15 protein-coding genes are annotated in these 20,649 nt (G+C 63.6%); 8 read left to right on the plus strand and 7 right to left on the minus strand.

Annotated features, from left to right (window positions below):
• Positions 1–177: 177 nt before the first annotated feature.
• Entirely contained in the window at positions 178–858 is a 681-nt protein-coding gene (locus P5705_RS18615; protein ID WP_011533321.1) for a response regulator transcription factor, read from the plus strand.
• Positions 836–2,227, plus strand: coding sequence for a sensor histidine kinase (locus P5705_RS18620; protein WP_277462397.1), 1,392 nt, complete (start codon positions 836–838; stop codon positions 2,225–2,227). The genes P5705_RS18615 and P5705_RS18620 overlap by 23 nt, the downstream gene beginning before the upstream one ends.
• Positions 2,228–2,338: 111 nt before the next feature.
• Here the strand turns inward: P5705_RS18620 and cysS are convergent, their stop codons facing one another.
• Both cysS and P5705_RS18630 read right to left on the minus strand, forming a co-directional pair.
• Entirely contained in the window at positions 2,339–3,721 is a 1,383-nt protein-coding gene (gene cysS, locus P5705_RS18625; protein WP_277462398.1) for a cysteine--tRNA ligase, read from the minus strand.
• A 9-nt stretch (positions 3,722–3,730) separates the two neighbouring features.
• Positions 3,731–5,434: a glutamine--tRNA ligase/YqeY domain fusion protein gene (locus tag P5705_RS18630; RefSeq protein ID WP_277462399.1), complete on the minus strand. Its 1,704-nt coding sequence runs from the start codon at positions 5,432–5,434 to the stop codon at positions 3,731–3,733.
• A 212-nt stretch (positions 5,435–5,646) separates the two neighbouring features.
• On the opposite strand from P5705_RS18630, the gene P5705_RS18635 reads away from it, so the two are divergent.
• Together P5705_RS18635 and lpxH are read left to right on the plus strand one after the other, a co-directional pair.
• Positions 5,647–6,147 (plus strand): peptidylprolyl isomerase, encoded by a 501-nt coding sequence (locus P5705_RS18635; protein ID WP_277462400.1) that lies wholly within the window; start codon positions 5,647–5,649, stop codon positions 6,145–6,147.
• Positions 6,144–6,866 (plus strand): UDP-2,3-diacylglucosamine diphosphatase, encoded by a 723-nt coding sequence (gene lpxH / locus P5705_RS18640; RefSeq protein WP_277462401.1) that lies wholly within the window; start codon positions 6,144–6,146, stop codon positions 6,864–6,866. Before P5705_RS18635 ends, lpxH begins: the two co-directional genes overlap by 4 nt.
• A gap of 90 nt (positions 6,867–6,956) precedes the next feature.
• Here lpxH and P5705_RS18645 read toward each other — a convergent pair whose 3' ends face one another.
• A complete protein-coding gene (locus tag P5705_RS18645) occupies positions 6,957–9,272 on the minus strand; it encodes an acylase (protein ID WP_277462404.1) in 2,316 nt (771 codons plus the stop codon).
• Positions 9,273–9,471: 199 nt separating this feature from the next.
• Between P5705_RS18645 and P5705_RS18650 the strand changes: the two genes are divergently transcribed.
• The gene (locus tag P5705_RS18650; protein WP_277462405.1) at positions 9,472–9,834 is read left to right on the plus strand and encodes a fe2+ zn2+ uptake regulation protein; all 363 of its coding nucleotides are present in this window, start codon (positions 9,472–9,474) and stop codon (positions 9,832–9,834) included.
• Positions 9,835–9,869: 35 nt separating this feature from the next.
• Here the strand turns inward: P5705_RS18650 and P5705_RS18655 are convergent, their stop codons facing one another.
• Positions 9,870–10,058 (minus strand): hypothetical protein, encoded by a 189-nt coding sequence (locus tag P5705_RS18655; protein WP_011533313.1) that lies wholly within the window; start codon positions 10,056–10,058, stop codon positions 9,870–9,872.
• A 440-nt stretch (positions 10,059–10,498) separates the two neighbouring features.
• Here P5705_RS18655 and P5705_RS18660 point away from each other — a divergent pair, with 440 nt between their 5' ends.
• Positions 10,499–10,879: a Mor transcription activator family protein gene (locus tag P5705_RS18660; RefSeq protein WP_277462410.1), complete on the plus strand. Its 381-nt coding sequence runs from the start codon at positions 10,499–10,501 to the stop codon at positions 10,877–10,879.
• 113 nt (positions 10,880–10,992) lie between these two features.
• Here P5705_RS18660 and P5705_RS18665 read toward each other — a convergent pair whose 3' ends face one another.
• Genes P5705_RS18665 through P5705_RS18675 form a run of 3 tightly spaced genes read right to left on the minus strand, consistent with a single transcriptional unit; the run spans position 10,993 to position 17,110 of the window.
• Positions 10,993–14,667: a translocation/assembly module TamB domain-containing protein gene (locus tag P5705_RS18665; protein WP_277462412.1), complete on the minus strand. Its 3,675-nt coding sequence runs from the start codon at positions 14,665–14,667 to the stop codon at positions 10,993–10,995.
• Positions 14,664–16,406, minus strand: coding sequence for an autotransporter assembly complex protein TamA (locus tag P5705_RS18670; RefSeq protein ID WP_277462413.1), 1,743 nt, complete (start codon positions 16,404–16,406; stop codon positions 14,664–14,666). The genes P5705_RS18665 and P5705_RS18670 overlap by 4 nt, the downstream gene beginning before the upstream one ends.
• A gap of 53 nt (positions 16,407–16,459) precedes the next feature.
• A complete protein-coding gene (locus P5705_RS18675) occupies positions 16,460–17,110 on the minus strand; it encodes a GNAT family N-acetyltransferase (RefSeq protein ID WP_213660553.1) in 651 nt (216 codons plus the stop codon).
• Between the two features lie 164 nt (positions 17,111–17,274).
• Between P5705_RS18675 and xthA the strand changes: the two genes are divergently transcribed.
• Together xthA and P5705_RS18685 are read left to right on the plus strand one after the other, a co-directional pair.
• Entirely contained in the window at positions 17,275–18,087 is an 813-nt protein-coding gene (gene xthA, locus P5705_RS18680) for an exodeoxyribonuclease III (RefSeq protein ID WP_277462415.1), read from the plus strand.
• Positions 18,088–18,195: 108 nt separating this feature from the next.
• Complete coding sequence (locus P5705_RS18685; protein ID WP_277462416.1) at positions 18,196–20,646, plus strand: hypothetical protein; 2,451 nt, start codon at positions 18,196–18,198, stop codon at positions 20,644–20,646.
• Positions 20,647–20,649 lie beyond the last annotated feature (3 nt).

A 20,649-nucleotide genomic window follows, 5' to 3' on the forward strand; every position in this document is an offset into this window, starting at 1 on the left:
TGGCATGCCCCGTTTTCGTTACGGGTACGGCGAAACGCTGTTCGCCAGCAAGGCTGGCTCCTACAGGGGAAACCACCTACCGATGCGGGTTCCTTTGACGCAGATGAATTTTTCTTAAATCGCCGTTTGTCTATTCTTTGGCACAATCAAGCCTCCATTCGCCGCCCAGGAACCAGCATGCCACGCGTACTGACCATCGAAGACGACGCCGTCACCGGCCAGGAAATCGTCGCCGAACTCACCAGCCACGGCCTGGAGGTCGACTGGGCCGACAATGGTCGCGAAGGCCTGTCCAAGGCCATCGCCGGTGGCTATGACCTGATCACCGTGGACCGCATGCTGCCCGAGGTCGATGGCCTGACCATCGTCACCACCCTGCGCAGCCTGAAGATCGCCACCCCGATCCTGATGATCAGCGCCCTCTCCGATGTCGACGAGCGCGTGCGTGGCCTGCGTGCCGGTGGCGACGACTACCTGACCAAACCATTCGCTTCGGATGAGATGGCCGCAAGGGTCGAGGTGTTGCTGCGCCGCAACAGCACGCCCATGACCCAGACCCGCCTGCAGGTCGCCGACCTGGAGCTGGACCTGATCAGCCACGAGGCGCGCCGCGGCGAGCAGTCACTGAACCTGCTGCCCACCGAATACAAGCTGCTGGAATACCTGATGCGCCATTCCGGCCAGGTGATCACCAGGATGATGATCTTCGAAGAGGTCTGGGGTTATCACTTCGACCCCGGCACCAACCTGATCGACGTGCACATCGGGCGCCTGCGCAAGAAGATCGACTCGCCCGGCCAGACTCCCCTGATCCGTACCGTGCGGGGCTCCGGCTATGCTATTGCCGAACCCGTCTAAGGGCTGGAGCTCCTCCACCAGCCGCCTGCTGGCGCTGTACAGTTTCCTCTTCGTGGCCTGGAGCAGCATCCTCATGGGGGTGCTGTACTTCGAGGTGTCCAGCTACCTGAACAAGCTCACCCGCCACTCCATGCTGCAACGCCAGCACCTGTTCGCCCACATGAGCGGCAAGCAGCTGGACGACGCCCTGATCGCCAGCCAGGCCTTCGAAGAGCGCAGCTTCGACGCCTACGGCCTGTTCGACCCGCAGCTCAACCCGATTGGCGGGCGCATCCGCGCCATTCCCTCGGACCTGGGCCTGGATGGCAAGATCCACGAACTCAAGCGTTGCCTGGACGCGGACGACCCGCGCCTGCCGCCAGACAGCTGCGACGCGGTGGCGATCAAGGTCCAGGACGGCCGCTGGCTGGTGCTGGTGCGGGACAACGGCTCGCTGTTCGTGGTCACCCGGATCATCCTCCACGCACTGCTCTGGGGTATCTCGCTGACCTTGATCCCCGGTTTCGCCGGCTGGTACTTGTTGCGTCGCCGACCACTCAAGCGCATCCGCGCCATCCAGGCCCAAGCCGAGCTGATCGTCGCCGGCGACCTCACCCACCGCCTGCCGCTGTCAGCCAGGCGTGATGAGCTGGACATGCTCGCCGCCATCGTCAACGCCATGCTCGATCGCATCGAAAGGCTGATGCACGAGGTCAAGGGCGTGTGCGACAACATCGCTCACGACCTGCGCACGCCATTGACCCGGCTGCGTGCCCAGCTCTATCGCATTCGCCAGCAGAACGGCATCGATTCGGCGCAGGGCGAGGCACTGGACCAGGCAATTGGCGAGACCGATACCCTGATGGCGCGCTTCCGCGGCCTGCTGCGCATCAGTGAACTGGAAGATCGCCAGCGACGTGCCGGTTTCGTGCAGCTTGACCCCCATGCGTTGCTGGTAGAGCTGCATGATTTCTATCTGCCACTGGCCGAGGATGGCGGCATCCGCCTGCGCCTGGCACAGCCCGGGCAATTGCCTGCGTTGCATGGCGACCGCGAATTACTGTTCGAGGCGCTGGCCAACCTGGTGGGCAATGCGATCAAGTTCACCCCGGAGGGTGGGCAGGTGTGGATCGAGGCGATGCAGGACGACGATGGCGTGCATATCGCCGTCGAAGACAGTGGGCCAGGGATCCCGGCGGAGGAGCGTGAGGCGGTGCTGAAGCGTTTCTATCGCAGTGATGAAGGCCATCGCCACCCAGGCTTCGGGCTGGGCTTGTCGATCGTCGCGGCGATCGTCGACCTGCATGGCTTTGGGCTGGAGGTGGGGGCCAGTGAACTGGGAGGGGCGAAGCTGGTGCTGCATTGCCCGTTGGCGGGCCTGGCCAAGTAATCATTGGGGCCGCGTTGCGGCCCATTCGCCGGCAAGGCCGGCTCCTACAGGGGGATTGTAGGAGCCGGCCTTGCCGGCGAACGGGCTGCAAGGCAGCCCCAATTGCGCTGTTCAGTCAGCCAGACGCCAGGTGGTGCCGCCCTTGCCGTCTTCCAGCACCACACCCATGGCGGTGATCTGGTCGCGGATACGGTCGGACTCAGCCCAGTTCTTGTCGGCACGCGCTTGCAGGCGCGCCTGGATCAAAGCCTCCACTTCAGCGGCATCGACCTTGCCTTCGGCACCGGCGCGCAGGAAGTCGTCGGCATCCAGTTGCAGCACACCCAGCACATCACCCAGCTCACGCAGGCGACCCGCCAGGCCGGCAGCGGCCTCAAGATCGCTTTCGCGCAGGCGGTTGATCTCGCGCACCAGGTCGAACAGCACGGCGCAGGCTTCCGGTGTGCCGAAGTCGTCGTTCATCGCCACGGTGAAGCGCTCGACGAACGCCTCGCCACCCTTCGCGGCAACCCGGGGCAAACCACGCAGTGCGTGGTAGAAGCGCTCCAGCGCCCCCTTCGAATCACGCAGGCTGTCTTCGGAGTAGTTGATCGCGCTGCGGTAGTGGCTGGCCACCAGCAGATAGCGCACCACCTCCGGGTGGTACTTGTCGAGCACGTCGCGGATGGTGAAGAAGTTGTTCAACGACTTGGACATCTTCTCGCCATTGATACGGATCATGCCGCAGTGCATCCAGGCGTTGGCGTACTGCTTGCCGGTGGCCGCCTCGCTCTGGGCGATCTCGTTCTCGTGGTGCGGGAACTCCAGGTCGCTGCCGCCACCGTGGATGTCGAAGCTCTCGCCCAGGCAGCAGGTGGACATGACCGAGCACTCGATGTGCCAGCCCGGACGGCCCGGGCCCCACGGCGAATCCCAGAACGGCTCGCCCGGCTTGGCGCCCTTCCACAGCACGAAGTCCAACGGGTCCTGTTTCGACTCGCCCACCTCGATCCGCGCGCCGATACGCAGGTCTTCGATCTTCTTGCGCGACAGCTTGCCGTAGCCGACGAACTTGCCAACCCGGTAGTACACGTCGCCGTTGCCTGGCGCGTAGGCATAGCCCTTGTCGATCAGGGTCTGGATCATCGCGTGCATGCCGGGGATATGGTCGGTGGCACGGGGTTCCAGGTCAGGCTTGAGGATGTTCAGGCGCCGCTCGTCCTCGTGCATCGCGTCGATCATGCGGGCGGTCAGCGCGTCGAACGACTCGCCGTTCTCGTTGGCCCGGTTGATGATCTTGTCGTCGATGTCGGTGATGTTGCGCACATAAGTGAGCGCATAGCCGCTCTTGCGCAACCAGCGGGTGATCAGGTCGAACGCCACCATGCTGCGGCCGTGGCCCAGGTGGCAGTAGTCGTACACCGTCATGCCGCACACATACATGCGCACGTTGTTGCCATCGAGCGGCTTGAAGGCTTCCTTCGTCTTGCTCAGCGTGTTGTAGATGGTAAGCACGGCGGTTCCTCAGCTGCCCCAGGAGTCACGCAGGGTGACAGTGCGGTTGAACACCGGGCGGCCCGGCTGGCTGTCCTTCAGGTCGGCGCAGAAGTAGCCCTCGCGCTCGAACTGGAAGCGGTCTTCCGGCTGGGCCTGGGCCAGCGATGGCTCGGCGCGGCAACCGCTGAGCACCTGCAGCGACTCGGGGTTGATGTTGTCGAGGAAGCTGCCGCCCTCTTCGGTCTTCTCCGGGTTGGCGGAGCGGAACAGGCGGTCGTACAGGCGCACTTCGCACTCGACGCTGTCTTCGGCCGGCACCCAGTGGATCACGCCCTTCACTTTACGGCCTTCGGGGTTCTTGCCGAGGGTGTCCGGATCGTACGAGCAGCGCAGCTCGACGATGTTGCCGTCGGCGTCCTTGATAGCCTCGTCGGCGCGGATCACGTAGCTGCCGCGCAGGCGCACTTCACCGGCCGGCTCCAGGCGCTTGTAGCCCTTGGGCGGCTCTTCCATGAAGTCGTCGCGATCAATGTACAGCTCGCGGGCGAACGGCAGCACGCGCACGCCCATGTCTTCCTTCGGGTGGCGCGGCAGTTCGAGCTGCTCGACCTGGCCTTGCGGATAGTTGGTGATGACCACTTTCAGCGGGCGCAGCACGCACATGGCGCGTGGCGCGGTGCGGTCCAGGTCGTCGCGGATGCTGAACTCGAGCATCGCCATGTCGACCACGCCGTCGGATCGGTTGGTGCCGATCATTTCGCAGAAATTGCGGATCGAGGCCGGCGTGTAGCCACGGCGGCGGTAGCCCGACAGCGTCGACATGCGCGGGTCGTCCCAGGCTTCGACGTGGCCCTCGTCCACCAGTTGCTTGAGCTTGCGCTTGCTGGTGATGGTGTAGTTCAGGTTCAGGCGGCTGAACTCGTACTGGCGCGGGTGCGCCGGCACCGGCAGCTTGTCGAGGAACCAGTCGTACAGCGGGCGGTGGCTTTCGAACTCCAGGGTGCAGATCGAGTGGGTGATGCCTTCGATGGCGTCCGACTGACCATGGGTGAAGTCGTAGTTCGGGTAGATGCACCACTTGTCACCGGTCTGGTGGTGGTGGGCGTGGCGGATACGGTACAGGATCGGGTCGCGCAGGTTCATGTTCGGCGAGGCCATGTCGATCTTGGCACGCAGCACGCGCTCGCCGTCCTTGAACTCGCCGGCCTTCATGCGGGCGAACAGGTCGAGGTTGTCTTCGACGCTGCGCTCGCGGAACGGGCTGTTCTTGCCGGCCTCGGTCAGGCTGCCACGGTATTCCTTGGCCTGCTCGGGGCTGAGGTCGCAGACATAGGCATTGCCCGACTTGATCAGGTCCACGGCCCAGTCGTGCAGCTGGTCGAAGTAGTCCGAGGCATAACGTACCGGGCCTGCCCACTCGAAGCCCAGCCACTTGACGTCACGCTGGATGGAGTCGATGTACTCCTGGTCTTCCTTGGCCGGGTTGGTGTCGTCGAAACGCAGGTGGCAGACGCCGCCGAATTCCTGGGCCAGGCCGAAGTTCACGCAAATCGACTTGGCGTGGCCGATGTGCAGGTAACCGTTCGGTTCCGGCGGGAAACGGGTGACGATGCTGCTGTGCTTGCCCGCGTCCAGGTCGGCCTGGACGATCGGCCGCAGGAAGTTCGCAGGGACGGCGGGGGCGCCTTTTGCGGCGGCGTTGGGCGCGTTGTCGGCAGTGGGCTTGCTCATAGTGTCCTTGAATACAGGTAGCCGGCCCGGGTAGGCCGATTGAATCAAAGGGCCTATCATAGCCGAAGCAGTCAAGCTGCCGACAGCCAGGCACCGACAAACTGGCGCGAATTATCGCGATCCGTGCAAAAATGGCGACCGCGCGCCTTGTGCTCGGTAACCGGCACAACCTGGCGCACCCTATTCCCGATGCCTTGAGAGCGAACTTAAGCATGTCCAAAGTCAAACTGAGCACCAACCACGGCGACATCGTCCTGCAACTGGACGCAGAAAAAGCCCCGCTGACCACCGAGAACTTCGTCCAGTACGTCAAGGAAGGCCACTACGACGGCACCGTCTTCCACCGCGTGATCAAGGGCTTCATGATCCAGGGCGGCGGTTTCGAGCCTGGCATGACCCAGAAGAAGACCCGCGCCAGCATCCAGAACGAGGCCGACAACGGCCTGAAGAACGCCAAGTACACCATCGCCATGGCGCGCACCATGGAACCGCACTCGGCCTCCGCGCAGTTCTTCATCAACGCCAGCAACAACGACTTCCTCAACCACAGCGGCAAGAACGTGCAGGGCTGGGGCTACGCGGTATTCGGCGAAGTGATCGAAGGCCGTGAAGTCGTCGATGCCATCGAAGGCGTGTCCACCGGCTCCAAGGCCGGCCACCAGGACGTACCGAAAGACGACGTGATCATCGAGAAAGCCGAGATCATTGAGTGATACTGCTGATCTCCGATCTGCACCTGCAAGAAGAACGCCCGGACATCACCCGGGCGTTTCTTGATCTGCTCGACGGTCGCGCGCGGCACGCCAAGGCGCTGTACATCCTCGGCGACTTTTTCGAGGCCTGGATCGGCGACGATGCCATGACGCCCTTCCAGCAGTCGATCTGCCAGGCCTTGCGCCAGCTGAGCGACAGCGGCACGACGATCTACCTGATGCACGGCAACCGCGATTTTCTCATCGGCCAGGCGTTCTGCCAGGCCGCTGGTTGCACGTTGCTGGGCGACCCGAGCGTGATCGAACTGGGCGGCGAAGCCGTGTTGCTGATGCATGGCGATACGCTGTGCACCCGCGATGTCGGCTACATGAAGCTGCGCCGCTACCTGCGCCACCCGTTGAGCCTGTGGATCCTGCGGCACCTGCCGTTGGCCACGCGGCAAAAGCTTGCACGCAAGCTGCGCAGCGAGAGCAAGTCGCAGACCCGCATGAAGAACACCGAAATCGTCGATGTCACCCCGGACGAAGTACCGAAGGTGATGGCGGCGCACGGCGTTCGCACCTTAGTGCACGGCCATACCCACCGCCCGGCGATCCACAAGCTGGTGATCGATGGTCAACCGGCGCGACGTATTGTGCTGGGGGACTGGGACAGGCGCGGTTGGGCACTGCAGGTGGATGAACAGGGCTTCCAGCTGGCGCCGTTCGAGTTTTCCTGAGTTCGACCGGTGCCATTTGTTCGCCAGCAAGGCTGGCTCCTACAGGTACCGTTGTAGGAGCCAGCCTTGCTGGCGATGCCCGGGCCAAGGCTACTGAGCGCTGCTCGCCACCGCTGCCTTGTCACGCTCGCTGATCACATACTGCCGGAACTGCGGATCCGCCTTGATCTGCGCCTCGGTGAACGGAATCGGTGCCAGTTGCTTGGCCGCGAATGCGCGCGTCTGATCACCAGCATGCTGCGAAGCCGCTTCACTCGAAAGCGAAAACGCCAGCAGCCCCTGGGCCTGCGGCCCCTGCTCGGTGAAACTGACCACCTGCAGATAGCTCGAACCACTCACCACCAGGCGCTTGCCCTGCCCCACCGGCACGCTGACCATCGCGTTGTACACACCCAAGGCCTGCGGGCCACCCGGCACTGGCGTGCCATCCGCCGCCTGCTGGATCTGCCCCCAGCGCTGATCGGTACTGATACCCGACTTGCCGACCTGCTCCAGCGAGGCCAGGGCCGCTTCGCGCAGCCGCTTGCCGACCGCCGCCTGTTCCACCGCCAAGCCGCGTGGGGTGTGCTGCGGGTCCGCTGGGTCGAACGGCACACGCCAGATTTCCGAGTGCTGCGACAGTGCGTTGAGCATGTTGCTGAAGTGGACCAGGCCGACACCGCTGTCCAGGTCCGCCTTGCCGCTCCAGGCCTGAAGGCTGGCACACAGCGGCTGCAGGTCGGCCTGGACGCCCTTGCACCATTGCAACAAGTCCGGCAGCAACAGGCTGGCCAGGTAGACTTCGTCATCGAACACCATGCGCTGCAGGTCAGCGACACCCAGCTTGCCAGCGCCCTGCAAACGCTGCAGGGCAAAGCGGCTGCGCATGCCCAACGGTTGGTCGTCGCGGCTGACCAAGGGCGAGAAGCCGGTCAATGGCTGCGCCGGGTTGGCCATCCAGGCAGAATCATTGGAGTTCTGCACAAAATCGCCACGTTCCAGGCTCGGCAACAGGCGTGCCGGGAAGATACCGGGCTGGGCGGCCTGCGCATCGATCTTCCATTGGCAGGCAGTTCGCGAGCCATCCAGTACCACCAACGGGCCGGAAGCCTGGGGATTGCTGCACTGCGACAGCAACGCCTGGTCAACGTAAGGTACCACCGACTGGTTCAGGTACATCACCCGCCCCGTACTGTCCACCGCCAGGGTGTTGACCCAGGGAATACCCTGCAACTGTCCGATGCTGCCCTTCAAGGTGTCCAGGCTGTCGGCGCGGTTGATGCGGTACCACTGCTCAAGCACCCGAGTGTTGTCCAGGTTGGCGTCACGCAGGCTGTAGGCGGCCTGGCGATCCCAGTCCAGCCGACCGGGCCATTGCACCACCGGGCCGAATTTCGACAGGTAGACCGGCCGCTCGACCTGGTTCAGCGCGCCATCTTCGCCCTTGACCGTGACGCTCAGCATCTGCCGCTCGAGCGGCAGCGACTGGCCGTCCAGCAGGTAGCGCGTCGCATCCTTCGGGTCGAGCTGCAGGCGATAGAGCGTGAAATGCTTGGACGTGTCGACCGTGTGGGTCCAGGCCAGGTGCCGGTTGAAACCGATATTGACCACCGGCAGCCCAGGCAATGCCGCCCCCATCACGTCCAGTTGACCGGGAATGGTCAATTGCATCTGGTAGAAGCGCAGCCCGCCCACCCATGGGAAATGTGGATTGGCCAGCAGCAGGCCGCGGCCGTTGGTCGAACGCTCGGCACCGACGGCAACCGCGTTGCTGCCACGCTCAGCAGCAAACGCCGCCTGCCGCGCCAAGGCCACACTGTAATCGACCGAGGGACGTTGCGCCGCCAGCTTCGGCGGCGTGGCAGCCACAACCGCTTCGGCGAACTGCACTACCCCACCCTCGGCAAGCAAGCGACGGGTCAGCTTGACCAGATCGAGGCTGGTGATCGGTCGTACCCAATCGCCTTTTCCGCATTCGGCGGGCAAGCCCTGCGCTCGCCGCTCGCCCAAGGCACGGTTGTAGCCAAGGGCATAGCCTTCAAGCAGGTCGCGCACCGCACCGGGCTGCGCCTGAAGCCAGCCATTCACCGCCTGCGGGTTGTTCAGCCAGGTAAAGAACAGATCGCTGGCGAGGTTTTCACGCTGCTCCACGGTCTTTGCCTGCGCGCCGAAGTAACGCGAACGCTCACCATTGACCGTCAACACTTCATTGGCCAGCAGGCAGAGATTGTCCTGGGCATAGGCATAGCCGATGCCGTAACCCAGGCCACGTTCATCCTTGGCGAGGATATGCGGCACGCCGAAGCTGGTTCGACGAATCTGCGCGGAGGCTTCACCGGCAGCCTCCCGCGCCTGGCCGGCCAGGCTGGTGCCGACCAGCAGGGTGGCCAGCCCAAGGTGGAACAGGGGACGCGAAAGAGAGATCACAAGCACTCCTCGTGCAATCGGGGTTATCCCGATCAGACGAAAAGCCGGATGAAAATTTTACGCCTCGTGACGGGTTGCAACGTCTTGAACAAGGTGCGTCAGATTTTTTTCCACGGGGATTGCAGTTTTCCCGTTCTCGTTCGTCTTAAGTAGTGAGGCACTCATGATTTCGGGACAGTCCACGAAAAGGAGCATTCACATGTACAACCCGCAACCTTCCTTGCACACGCCGCCCGGCCCGGCCCCGGCACCCGGCGGGCAGGACGAGCGCGTCGGCAACGAGCAGATCCGCGAGCTGCTGCGCACCTACGGCCTGCGCACCAGCCTGATCCGCCTCAAGGTGATCGACGCCCTGCACAGCGCGGCCCGTGATGGCCGCAGCATTGGCGTGCGGGGCGTGCACGCGCAGCTCGAGCAACTGGATATTCCCCTGTCGTTCCTGAGCGTGCGCGAAGTGCTCAAGCGTTTGTGTGCCGAAGGCGTCATCAGCCTGGGTAGCGACAAGTGCTACAGCCTGGAAGCCCAGGCCCGGGCCGTGCTCGAGCTGCCGGCCACACGCTGAGCGCCTGGCCGGCCAGGACCGCCGGCCCGTTCGCTTCAGGGCTTGACCTTGCGCCGCAGGATCCCGTTGATCACCACCACCACGACCGCAATGGCGATGGCGATGTACTGGAACGTCTGCTCGCTGATAGTGCCCTGCTTCTGCAGGTAACTTAAGCCGAGCATGATACCCAGGACCACCAGGATGATCAGGATCGAATATTTCAGGCGCTGCACATGTGTCATCGGAGTTTCCTTGCGACATCGGGGACATGAGGCTCCCACGGAGCCAGCGCCATGATACCGCGCCCATTTTTCCTACGCTGACATTCCTGCCGCAAGCCACTTTCCTTACACGCTATCGAGCACAGCACCTGTGTGTCCGCTAGGCAAGTCGTGCATTGGTAAAATTACCCCTATACATCAGCACCCAGAATGCCATCACGGAAGGTCTTCTCTAGGCGTTTTGGGGCCTGTAGCGTAAGGGTGAAGGAATTTCCTACATCAAATTGGGCGGCTGCCCGCGAACGACAATGCGTGCAGGCTACAACCCCTGTTCCGCTTCGCGCCTAGCGGCGCTTTCTGGAGCTAACTGAAAATCGAGCCAGGCCACCCAGTGGCAACCTCGACACTTGCCATCGACGGTCAAGCGTCATGACAACCAGTTCAGTAGAAGGAATGCCTGCATGGAAATGCCAGACCTCAACAACATAGACGTAAGCCAGCTGCCCCACTCCCTGCAATCGCTGATCGAATGCATCGGCATCGAAAATGCCTACCACCTGACCTGCGCCTTCGGTGGCCGCCCCAAGTACATTCCCAAACATCGCGAGCGCACCAAGCTGGCCGACGTCCTGCCAGCCGAAGCACTTGATGCGTTGATCGAACGCTTCGCAGGCATCGCCCTGGAGATCCCCAAGGCCGACCACTTCCAGCGCCAGTTGCGCAACCAGCAGATCCAGAGGGAAAGCGCGGACGGCCTGTCGCGCAGCCTGCTGGCTGACAAATACGGATTGAGCTTGCGCCAGATCGGCAACATTCGTCGCCAGGAGCACCATGCTCGCTGAGCACCCAGCGGTACAGGAAGATCCAAGGATAGGATCAAGGCATGGATCGAAACAGAACACGGCCAGAAACATCCTCACCGGCCGCCAAGGGCGGTGAGGATGCTGGAGTGCTGTCAGAAGTCGCGCTTGTAGAAGATATCCAGCGAGCTGGCCAGGCCGCTGGCGGCTTCCAGGTAGACCTTCTTGCTCAGCTTGTAGCGCAAGGCGATGGTATTGGCTGGCTCGAACACCCCCACGCCGTAACGCAGGCTCAGGCGCTCGGTCAGGTTGCCGCTGGCGACCACGCTGGTGGTGTTGCCCGCGCCCTGGGTGTCCAGCTGGAAGTCATCGATGCCCAGGTTCGACGCCAGGCCTGCCGTCAGCCCTTCGGCCCCCACCAGCCCCAGCCCCAGTGCCGCCTCGGCCATCCTGTTGCTGTCCTCGCCCGTGCTGTTCAGCGGCCTGCCCAGCACCAGGTATGACAAGGCCTGCTCCTGGCTCATCGCAGGCTCGGAGAACACCTTCGTGGCGGGCTGCTCGGCGCTGCCGCTGAGGCGGATGCCGGCGACCACATCGTCCACCTTGCGAATGGCCTCGATGTCCAGGTACGGCTGGTCGATCGGGCCGGCGAACAACAGACGTGCCCGGCGAATGGTGAGGTTCTGGCCATAGGCGCGATAACGACCATCGGCCAGGCTCAGCTCACCACGGGTGTCGAGGTTGTCACCGATATGCACATGGCCGAGCACGTTGGCGGTCAGGCCGAATCCGCTGAACGCCAGTTTGTCACTGCCCACCTCGACATCGATGTCCATGGCCATCGCCATGGCCGGTTTGCCCTCCTCGGTCTGGTGCCCGACGATCACGGTGTCGTCCGAGACTTTGACCGTCGAAGGTGGCAATTCGCGTACGGTGATCTTGCCCTTGGGCACCCGCACCTTGCCGGTGATTGCGAGTTTGTCGTCAACCAGGCGAACAGTCAGGTCCGGAGCGACTTCCAGCGCCGCGTAAGGCTCGACACTGACCGGCAGCTGTTGCCCTTGCAGGCGCAGGTCCATGGCCAGCACCTGCCCCCAGGTCATCTGGCCAGCCAGTTGCCCACGCCCGGCATCGCCACTGCGCCAGTCACCGCTGAGCTGGACCTGCTCGCCCGCGATCAACGCGCGCAGTGAAAGATCTTGCAGGCTGGTGGGCAGCTCGGCACCACTGACTTCGCCGCCGGTCAAGGCCAGGGTGCCGTTGACCTGTGGCGCCAGCAGACTGCCCGAGAGTCGCCCACTGCCGTTGAGCTGGCCGGCCAGGCGTTCGACCATCGGCAGGAACGGCCGGGCGATGGCCAGATCGAGGCCGGCCAGGCGGAACTCACCGGACAAGGGTTTGTTGCGCCCCAGGGGGTCCAGCCGGGTGTCGAGGCTCAGCTCACCCAGGCGCTCGCCCCGGAAGTCCAGGCGGGTATCGACCCGGCGCGGCGCAAGGTTGCTGTCCAGGCGCAGCACTTGATACGGGAAGTCGATCCAAAGCCCTTTGTCACGCACGCGCAAGGTGCCCGCGCTGGCGTCGACACGGACGCTGCCCTTGGGCCCGCTGGCAGGCATGTCGAGGTTGATGTCGGCGTTGAGCAGCCCCTGCCAGGCGAAGTCCTTGGGCAGCCACTGCGCCAGGCTGTCCAGTGGGAACTGCTTGAGGTGGTAGCGCAGGCGCGGCTCCGGGGCCAGGCGCTGGTCCTCGCCGCACAGGCTGGCCTGGCCCGAGCGCCAGCAGTGCGCAGCAAAGTCCAGCTGGCCGCTGGCCAGGCGCTGCAGGCGGGCGGGTGCCTGCAATTGCCAGTCCTGGCCGCCGGCCCGGATCCGGCCACTGGCCAGGCGCCCGCGCCAGTCGCCTTTGCTCAAGGCGCCATCCAGGGCCAGGTCGAGCTTGAGCTGCGGGCCGTCCAAGGCCAGTGTCGCGGCCTGCTGGCGAGCATCGCCCTTGCCTTGCACATCGAGGGTGCCCAAAGCGCTGTCGCCCAGGCGGATACTACCGGCCTTGAGCGTGACCAGACCACGCTGGGCGCTGTCCAACCGTGCATCCAGGTCGAGCCGCTGCACGCGGTTGTCGGCCTGCGCCAACTGCTGCCCCTGCAACACCAGGGTGCCTTGCGGCGCCGCCAGGGTGCCACTGACGTCCAGGCGCCCCTTGGCCTGCCCCTGCAACCGCGGCCAGAGCTGGCCAAGGCGCGGCAGGTCGAGGTCGATCCGCCCTGCCAGGCGCTGCTGCAGGCTGCCGCTGCCGTTGATGCGGTTGTCACCCAGCTGCACGGTCAGGCTGCCCAGTGTCCAGTTGTCACCTGCACCGTCGGCATCGACCTTGAGCAGCGCCGGTTGGCCACGCAGGCGGCCCTTGAGGTCGAGTTGCGCCTTGAGCTTGAGCTGTTCGTTCTTCAATTCGCCCTGGCTGCGCAGCGGCCCCGCCAGGGTGCCGGGCAGTTCCGCCAGCCAGTAGGCCGGATCGAGCGCCGACAGTTGCAGGTCGACATCCCAGGCCAGGGTGTCGGCAAAGCGCAATGCGACGCTGCCGCCCGCCTTGCCCTGCCCCGCACTCAGGGCCAACTGCGACAGGCGAACCTGGGTGAGATCGCCCTCGAACGGGCTGGCCAGCTTGAATGCGCCGGCCGGACCATCGAGATCACCACTGAAGGCGCCCTTGTAGTTGCCGTCGCGATACTGCACCTGGGCATTGAACCGCTTTAGCGTGACCTGAGGCGGCTGCTCCAGGGGGTAGAGACGCAACCAGGGGAAGTCCTGCCAGTCGAGGGTGGCATCGGCGCTCAGGCCCTTCTGCCAGTCGGCGTTGGCTTGCAGCTTCAATCGCTGGGTGTCGCTGGCGTTGAGGTCCAGGGCATCCAGACGGGCCCCCTTGGCATCGACCTTGCCGGCCAGCACCAGGCCGATTGGCCCCTGCTCGGCGGGCAGGCTGGCCGCCCCGGACAACTGGTAGCCCTTGAGCAGGTCACCTTGGGCATCCAGCCGGAGCTGATTCAGTTGCAGGGTGTCAGGCAAGCTGCCGGCCGCCTTGAAGGCGTCGGCGCGAATGCTGACGCGGGCGGGCAGATGCTCGGCCAGGGCTTGCAGCTCCCCGGTGAGGTGGGCGTCGAGGTAGCCGCGGCTGGTAGCATCCAGGGCCAGGGTCTGGTGCAACTCACCCTTGGCATTCAGCTGCAACTGCCAGGCCTTGCCGTCGACGGCGGGCAACTGCACAGTGCCTTGCAACTGCACAGGCCAGTCCCCTTGCGGTTGCAGCAGGCCTTTGAGGTCCAGGTGCAGGTCGTCGCGGCGCAATTGCAGGCTGTCTACCTGAAGGCCGGCGCTGGTCCAGCGCGCGGCCAGCCGCAGATCACCCAGCAGGTCGTCGCCATCCAGGCGCAACTGGCCCACGTTGATCTCACCCACTTCGATGGCCAACGGCAGGTGCAAGGCCGGCAGCCTCAGCGGGCCGCTGTCGGCCTGGGGCTCGCCGGGGGCAAAGGCCATGTCGATGCGCTCGGCCTGCAACCGCTCGACACAGAGGGTGGCCCGCAGCAGGCACGCGGGCGACCAGCTCAGTTGCGGCGCCAGCAGTTCCACATGGTTATCGCCGTCGCTCCAACGCAGTTGCCTGGCCTGCCAGGCGCCACCCAGGTGACCTTCAAAATCGTCGACCTGCACCCCAGGGACCAGCCCCAGCACCCAGCGGCTGCCGGCTTGGGTGCCAAGCACCAGGCCCAGCACCAGGGCAATCAGCAGCAACAGTGCCAACAGGCCCAGGAAAATGGATTTGAACACGCGTGTCACAGTTCAGGCCCCATGGAGAAGTGCAAACGGAACCCGCCATCGTCGTCCAGCGCATGGGCCAGGTCCAGGCGCAACGGCCCGACCGGCGAGACCCAGCGCACGCCGACACCGACGCCCGTCTTGAGGCTGGGCAGTTCCAGCGAGTTGAACGAGTTGCCCTGGTCGATGAAGGTCGCCAGGCGCCATTTCTCGGCAATCGAGTACTGGTACTCGGCGCTGCCCGCCACCAGGTAGCGGCCACCGATCTTGTCACCCTTGTTGTTGGTCGGCGACAGCGACTGGTAGTCGTAGCCGCGCACGCTTTGGTCACCACCGGCGAAGAAGCGCAGCGATGGCGGGATGTTCTGCTGATAGCCATTGGTAGCGCTGCCACCGAACTGCACCCGCCCCAGGAACCGGTGGTTCTGGCCAAGGGTGGTCAGGCCTTTGAGCAGCACGTTGCCGTGTACCAGGTTGGTGTCCGAGCCCAGGCCCTCCTTGGCCGCCTGCAGGTCGAACTGCAGACGATAGCCGTTGTGCGGGTCGATACGGTTGTCACTGCGCAGGTAGGAGAAACTGACGCCGGGCATCAACAGGTTGCTAAGCCCCGAATCATCGCCCAGGCGATACTCTTCACGCTGGTACTTCAGCGAAATCACCCGCTGCCAGCCGCTGGCCAGCTTGCTGTGCCATTCGGGGCCGACGGTGAGCAGCTTGCTCAGGGTGTCGGTGCCGGCAAGCTCTTCGTTCTGGTAGCCGCCGGCGAAACGCAGCTTGTCGGTCAGGGGCGGGTCCAGGGGAATGTCGTACCACAAGCCGACGTTCTGCCGGGGGGCGGACAGTTCGGTTTCCCAGCCATAGCTGTGGCCTTGCGGGTTGACCCAGTGCCGGGTCCAGTTGGCCTTGCCACGCGGGCCGACGTCCGTCGAGAAGCCCAGGCCGAGCCCCATGGTACGTGGCTTGCGGATATCGAGCTGGACAGCTACCGGGATGTCCTCGCCGACTGCGGCAGTCGGCGCCGCGTCGACACGAACCCCTTCGAAGTAGCCGCTCGATTGCAGGTCGTTGTTGAGTTCGGCGATCAGTTCGGAGTCATAGGGCGTGCCAGGCTTGAACGACACCATGCGCTGCAGCAGGTCGTTGTCCAGCGGCGCATCGCCGCCGAAGGTCACCGCCCCCAGGCGATAGCGCGGGCCGCTCTGGTAGATGAGCTCGATATCGGCCACGCCGGCTTGTGGATCGACCGCCAGGCGCTGACGCTCGAAGCGGCCGGCAAAAAAACCATAGCGCGACGCCTGGTTCTGGATCAGCCGCTTGGCGTCCTCGTAGTGACCATGATTGAGCTGCTCACCCGGGCGCAGCGCCTTGCTGTCGGGAATGCGGAACGCCTTGAGTTCGCTGGCCGGCCCTTCGATGCGCACCGTCACGTTGCGCAGGCGCACCGGCTCACCCGGGTCCACGCGCAGGATCAGTTGTGGTGGTTTGTCTTTGTCTGGCGGCGGCTTGACCTCGGCGTCGATCTGCGCCTGGTAGTAGCCCAGCGCCTGGGCTGCCTTGCGGGCCTGCTCCTCGGCACCGCGGCTGAAGCGCAACAGCGCTTCTTCATCGCGGTCCCCGAGGTTGCCGATATAACCTTCGATATTGGCCTTGAGCGCCTTGTTGGCGGGCTTCACCCGCACCAGCAATTCGCTCTGTGCCCATGCCATGGAGCTGGCGGCCAACAACAGCAGGCCCCAGCCAAGTCTTCCTGAATACGTCATGCGGCGCATGCTACCAGAGCGGGACAGTCAACGGAGCCGTCAGTAAATGCCTGTCACAGGTTTGATACCTTGGATGACACAGGATTCGGGTGAAAGAATACCCGCTCTCGGATTGGCCCTACAGCAATCTCCCCGATCTCTTCATAACCCTGGCGCTGATAGAACGCCAGGTAGTGGGCGTTGCCGGTATCCAGCACCACACCATCGGTGGCCGGGTCCTCGGCGCACCAGTCATGCACCGCCTGCAGGAGCTGTTCGCCATAGTGCTGGCCCTGGAATTGCGGATGCACCCCCAGCAACGGCAACACGTGCACCTGCTCGCCAGGCAGGCAACCGGCGAGTGCGGCCTGGTAGTCCAGATAGCGCCGGGTGCAACGCAAGCCGGTACCCAGGATCATGCGCAAGCGCCAGGCCCAGCTGTCGGCCACCCCCAGGCGCCGGTGCGGCGGCACGATCAAGGCCAGCCCCACCAGGCGATCCTCCACCAGCAGGCCGATCGCCGGCAGCTCCAGGTAGAAGTGCTGGCGCACCCACTCGCGCACCATCACCCGCAGGCGGCGTTCGTAGCCCGGCCGCTGGCCCTCGAACAGCCAGGCGAAGGTCGGTTCGTGGCGGTAGGCGTGGTAGAGCAGCGAACGGGCCTCGCGGGCGAAACCTGCATCGAGCAGGGTGACCTGGGCCGGGGCGGCAGTGGCATCGGGCATTGCGGGCAGTCCTCCTGGAATGGGCGTACAGTGCCTTGGAGGTGCTCCACTGCGTAACGTTCACCTCACCACAGCACGTTAGCAGCGCCAATCGACGGGCGCCACGCTGGCCGTGGCGGGCGATGTCGGCTAGCATCCGAAGCTTTTACCAGGATCGTCTTTCCATGAAGATCGTCTCGTTCAACATCAACGGCCTGCGCGCCCGCCCGCACCAGCTGGCAGCGCTGATCGACAAGCACCAGCCGGACGTGATCGGCCTGCAGGAAACCAAGGTCAGCGACGATCAGTTCCCGCTCAAGGATGTCGAGGCGCTCGGCTACCACGTGCACTATCACGGCCAGAAAGGCCACTATGGCGTCGCCCTGCTCTCGCGGGAAAAACCGCTGTCGCTGTCCAAGGGTTTCACCAGCGATGAGGAGGATGCCCAGCGCCGCTTCATCTGGGGCACCTTCGCCGACCGCGACGGCACGCCGATCACCGTGATGAACGGCTATTTCCCCCAAGGTGAAAGCCGCGACCACCCCACCAAGTTCCCGGCCAAGCAACGCTTCTACAGCGACCTGCAGGCCCTGCTCGAGGGCCAGTTCCAGAATGGCCAGCCGGTGCTGGTGATGGGCGACATGAACATCTCGCCCCAGGACTGCGACATCGGCATCGGTCCGGACAACGCCAAGCGCTGGCTGAAGACCGGCAAGTGCAGCTTCCTGCCCGAGGAGCGCGAGTGGATGGAGCGCCTGAAGGGCTGGGGCCTGGTCGACAGCTTCCGCCACCTGCACCCGGAGGTGGCCGACCGCTTCAGCTGGTTCGACTACCGCAGCCGCGGTTTCGAGGATGAGCCCAAACGTGGGCTGCGCATCGACCTGATCATGGCGTCGCAGGGGCTGCTGCCGCGGCTGAAGGCGGCTGGCGTTGACTATGAGCTGCGGGGCATGGAGAAGCCGTCGGATCATGCGCCGATCTGGCTTGAGCTTGCCTGATAATAGACACCAAAACCTTCCCCCCACTGAACCGACCAGCCCCTGACATCCGGGGGCCTGGCGCTTGTCATCGAGATAGTTGTGTTTACGAACGGAATCAATGGGAGATTGCTCGAGGACTTCGAGCCACTGAAAACGGCCGAAAAGCATCTACTGGCCTGCTGCAAGACTGGCCTGCCGTCACGCATCGGTCCGGACAGGCCTCACGTCCCCTACCCCGTACGCACCATCCGTGCGTCGTTTCTCAGGTTCCTGATTCTCGGCGGCGATAAAAGTTTGGCGCTCGATGAGCGCGGCATCAACCTACAAGGTGCCTACATCGAAGGTCATCTCGACCTACGCAACACAGTCACTTCAATCCCCTTCGAGTTACAGCACTGCACCTTCGAGAACCCACTTCGCCTGACCGAAGCCACTGTTACGGGTACGATTCGCCTGCTCGGGTGCCGGCTGCCAGAGATCATCGCCAACCGCTGCATCATCCAGAGTGATTTGCACCTGACCAACACATGGCTCGGGAGAGGGTTGACAGCCTGGAACGCCAGTATCGAGGGCAATTTACTTTTTGAAAAAGTCCACAGTGGAGGGTCTGTGGCACTGCCTGGCACACAGATCAATGGCGTCTTTTATTGCCTGGAAAGTTCCCTGCACGCCGGGGCTGAGCCGGCCCTCATCCTCAACAATGTCACCATCGGGTCTAATGTCTACCTGAGCGGATCCAAGATCGAGAGCATCCGCTGTCAGCATGCCATGATCGGCGGTGGTTTTCGCTTCGGCGCCACCACCCTTCTTAGCCACACAGGTTTGGCGCTCGACATGGTCGGCACACAGGTAAAGCATGACCTGCAGATGAGTGATGCCAAGGTGCAAGGCCAACTCAAGCTCGCCAATAGCCAAATCGGCGCAAAGCTTACCCTCCACGGCGAATTCGATGGGTGTGGCCCGGCGGCGATAGCCGCCCAGGGCGCGACCCTTCAAGGTGGAGTCTCTTTGCCTCACGGTTTCAGCGCCAATGGAGCGGTGCACTTCAACATGGCGCAGATCAACGACCAAGCCGTACTGCGAGGTCGCTTCGAAGATGCCAAACAGGCCATCATCTTCGACGGTGCAACCATCAAGGGCAACCTCGACCTATCTCACGCGCAGGTCTTCGGTGAAGTCAGCCTGATCACCACCCAGATCCACCAGCAACTGGTTTGTGAAGGCACACGTCTCCATGGGGTCGATGGCAAGGCACTGAGCGCCGATGCTGCGACAATTGGCAGGGATGCCCATTTCTCGCCGGACTTCGTTGCCAAGGGCACTGTTCGACTGCTCTGCGCCACTTTCGAAGGCGATTTGATTTTCAATGGCGCGCGGTTCGAGGGCGACATTGCCGAACGCTCACTCAACGCCAGCCAGTCGAAAGTTCTAGGCAAGGTGGTGCTCAATATCCAAGCCAGTGGCAGTGTCGCGTTCAATGATGCCTGCATCGAAGGCGAACTGCGTTGTGCAGGAAGCAGGTTCGCCACCGTAGCGAAAGAAACACTCAGTTTGAACAGAACGCGCATCAAGGGCAGCCTTTCACTGGCAAAGCTTGAGAGCCCCTTGAGCAAAGCCTCGTTCGAACATGCTCACGCGGGCCGTCTGGATGACGACGTACTGACCTGGGGCGAACAAATTGTTCTCAACGGCTTCAAGTACGACGCCCTGGTTGCCAATCCTCCCCTGAGCCTGGCTCACAGACTCCATTGGCTCCGCTCTCAGGTTGCACAGCTTGCTCAACCCAATCAGCCCGAGCCGTTGGACAAAGGACGGCGACTGAAGGAGTGGTTTGGCAAGTACTGGCAGCGCAATAAAAAGGCCAGCGCTCGCCGTGCCGAAGATTTTCGCCCACAACCTTGGTGGCAACTAAAAAAAGTGCTGGAGGACTCGGCGCACTTCGCTGAAGCCCGCCAAGTGGGTATCGAACTGGAAAAGGAAAGACGCCGATTGGGGCTTATCGACCAGCCGCTCTTTCCTGACCGTCGAAACAAAGGCATGCTCAGCCGCCTGGTGAGCCGAGGCCTGCATTGGGCTTACGGGCACTTCACGGGTTATGGTTACCGACCAATTAAGCTGCTTTACTACTTTTTCGGCACTTGGGTCGTGTGCGCGTCGATCTACTGGGTGGCCGCGATTGGAGGCATCTTCGCCCCAACCGATCCACGCATTTACCAGAACCCCACCTACCAAGCCTGCCGTCCCGATGGTTGGCAGGCCTGGCTGCAGGCCAACCCGCAAAAGCAGGTGGTGGGTATGGGTAACTGGTACCTGTGCGCCGAATTGCCTGCCGAGTACACAGGGCTCAGCCCCCTCGCCTATTCGCTGGATGTGCTGATGCCCTTCGTCGACCTCAAGCAAGAGTCCGACTGGGCGCCTTTGCTACCCACCCCCAAGGCCGATGCATGGGAAGAGTTTCGGGTGTTCGAGTGGAAGCATGTCGTGCGCCTGGTGATCTGGTTGCAAACCCTGATCGGCTGGGGCATTGGCCTGTTGGCTGCGGCAATCATCTCGGGCCTGGCGCGCAAGACCGAATGAGCG

Origin of the sequence: Pseudomonas entomophila, from assembly GCF_029478665.1 — a bacterium.
Lineage (GTDB): Bacteria > Pseudomonadota > Gammaproteobacteria > Pseudomonadales > Pseudomonadaceae > Aquipseudomonas > Aquipseudomonas entomophila_F.

Excerpts from the sequence above, each read along its gene's own strand:
- P5705_RS18650 (WP_277462405.1), top strand. The coding sequence starts at position 9,472 with ATGTACAACCCGCAACCTTCCTTGCACACGCCGCCCGGCCCGGCCCCG.
- P5705_RS18630 (WP_277462399.1), bottom strand. The coding sequence starts at position 5,434 with ATGAGCAAGCCCACTGCCGACAACGCGCCCAACGCCGCCGCAAAAGGC.
- P5705_RS18655 (WP_011533313.1), bottom strand. The coding sequence starts at position 10,058 with ATGACACATGTGCAGCGCCTGAAATATTCGATCCTGATCATCCTGGTG.
- P5705_RS18635 (WP_277462400.1), top strand. The coding sequence starts at position 5,647 with ATGTCCAAAGTCAAACTGAGCACCAACCACGGCGACATCGTCCTGCAA.
- xthA (WP_277462415.1), top strand. The coding sequence starts at position 17,275 with ATGAAGATCGTCTCGTTCAACATCAACGGCCTGCGCGCCCGCCCGCAC.
- P5705_RS18620 (WP_277462397.1), top strand. The coding sequence starts at position 836 with ATGCTATTGCCGAACCCGTCTAAGGGCTGGAGCTCCTCCACCAGCCGC.
- P5705_RS18675 (WP_213660553.1), bottom strand. The coding sequence starts at position 17,110 with ATGCCCGATGCCACTGCCGCCCCGGCCCAGGTCACCCTGCTCGATGCA.
- P5705_RS18660 (WP_277462410.1), top strand. The coding sequence starts at position 10,499 with ATGGAAATGCCAGACCTCAACAACATAGACGTAAGCCAGCTGCCCCAC.
- P5705_RS18615 (WP_011533321.1), top strand. The coding sequence starts at position 178 with ATGCCACGCGTACTGACCATCGAAGACGACGCCGTCACCGGCCAGGAA.
- P5705_RS18670 (WP_277462413.1), bottom strand. The coding sequence starts at position 16,406 with ATGACGTATTCAGGAAGACTTGGCTGGGGCCTGCTGTTGTTGGCCGCC.